This is a genomic window from Streptomyces sp. NPDC050743 (assembly GCF_044456925.1).
In the GTDB taxonomy this organism is placed as follows: Bacteria; Actinomycetota; Actinomycetes; order Streptomycetales; family Streptomycetaceae; genus Streptomyces.
On sequence record NZ_JBITGJ010000300.1, the window covers coordinates 1 to 1,989 of the forward strand.

Annotated in this window: 1 protein-coding gene; it reads left to right on the forward strand. The window is 67.4% G+C overall.

Features of this window, described 5'->3' with window-relative positions; translation table 11 throughout:
• The first annotated feature begins 685 nt into the window (after positions 1 to 685).
• On the forward strand, positions 686 to 1,357 hold the full coding sequence (locus ACIBJF_RS53160) for a TetR/AcrR family transcriptional regulator (protein ID WP_399185077.1): 672 nt from the start codon (positions 686 to 688) through the stop codon (positions 1,355 to 1,357).
• The last annotated feature ends 632 nt before the right edge of the window (positions 1,358 to 1,989 follow it).

Sequence of the window (1,989 nt, forward strand, 5' to 3'; positions counted from 1 at the left end):
ACGTCACCCCGCTCGAAACGAGATCCTTGCTCAGGCAGAACCTCGTCCCGGCAGCGTAAACACCCGCTGTCCAGTTCGCGGGGGGAACTTCAGGGCGTGCCGGACTTGCGTGTCGCGGTGCTGGGCTGTGCCGGACAGGTCGTAGTCGAAGCGTAGGGGTTCGCCGACGAGGTTGCCGTGTTCCTCGCCAGGCGGCGAGTGGTCGGTGTTGGTGCCCACGCCGATCATGCCCACCGCACGGACCGCCTCCAACGGCGCGGTCTTGGCCGGTGGGATCGTCCACGACGCGGTCACACCCCTGGCAGGGCGCCCCTGTCGGGTCCGCCGCTCACCGCCGCATCCCGCCCCTCCCGGGTGCAGGAGCACGTCCGGGATCCGCGTGGGGGAGTAGACGCGGAGTCGACGTCGGCACGGCTTTCCCCACCTCCGTCGACGTGAAACTCCCGCCGCAGGTCCTCGCAGCGGCCGGTCCTGTGCCCCTGGTCGGCGAGGAGGGGGCGGGGACCGTTCTGTCCCTAGAGGCGGCGGCGCCGGAGGCATGGATTGTGTCTGGTAGTGGCGGGCCCGAGCGCACTCGGTCGAGTGCGCGGCTCCGGCGGGTCAGCGCCGCCTGGAAGGCCCCAGAAAAGGGACCTTGAAGTCCCCTTTGGATCCTGCTAACGTACGCACCGGTAATCTGGCCAATGTGGTGGAACAGGCGCGCGATAAAAACGACTCCCGGCTGACTGAGCGCGGGCGGGCGACTCGAGAGCGCATTTTGAGGGCCGCCGCCGACATGATGTACGTCAAGGGCGTGTCTTCCACGACCCTCGACGAGGTCAGGGCGGCCAGCGGAACGAGCAAATCCCAGCTCTACCGCCACTACCCCGACAAGGATGCACTGGTGCGGGATGTTGTCGCGTTGCAGGCTGCAGAATTGCTCAAACGTCAGCAGCAGCTGCTGCAGCGGCTCAACTCCCTCCGCGGGCTGGAGCGCTGGCGGGACGCACTGATCGAACACAACGCGCTCCGAAACGGAGCGTACGGCTGCCCGCTCGGCTCCCTCGCAAGCGAGCTGGCCGATCAGGACGAAGAGGCGCGCAAGGCGATCGCCCGGCACTTCGACAGCTGGGCGGGGCTGCTCGAGGCCGGGCTCGAGCGGATGAAGGACTCGAGAGTCCTCCGTGCCGACGCGGACGCCGGAGAACTCGCCACCGGCCTCATGGCCGCCCTTCAAGGCGGCTACCTCCTTGCGCAGACGGCCCAGGACGTCAAACCCATGAGGATCGCCCTGGACATGGCGATCGGCCATGTCAAGGCCTATGTCGTGCTCGCCAAGGATGTCAATCCGCCGGAGGAGGGCGCGGGAGGGCGCTAAGCCGTCTGGGGCGAGTCGGCGCCGAGAAATCCCGGTGCGGCGTCACAGGCGGTTGCGTCGCGGTCTCCCGTCCCGGACTGGACTTCACCGCCTCCCAGCGGGGCGAAGGCGGCCCGGCTGGGAGGGCTTGGACGGCGGGAGGGTGCGTTCGTCAGCACGCTCTGTGGCCGCATGTGGCCCCCAGCCGCCAACCCAAAAAGCGGTGCCCCCAAGGCAGGGCTCCGCTGTGAAAAGAGGACTATTTAGTCCCGAAAATTGGCGGATCTGCGGTACGTCTGGGAAGAGCGGTCCCCTACGGACAGCCATGCAGCCAAGCTTCACAAGGATCTCCAGGGCGGTAAGCACTATGCACGTGGGCGTCCGGTTCCCAGTGCTCCGCCCAGCCCGGCTACACAAACAGGGGCTCGCGGCCGGAGCCGGTCAGCCGAGGCAGTGCGCCGCGCTCGCTTCGCTGTTGCTCAGGGCGGGCAAGCCTGTAAACCTCTCGAAACTGGTGGAGGACGTGTGGGGCGACGACGCCCCACCGTCGGCCGGAGGCGGTAGCTGTCAAGTCAAATGAAACGAATGTGCGGCTATGAACTGTGTTGCTGTGGTTCGTGTCGTCGGGTGGGGTCGTTGATCCACGCCTGCTG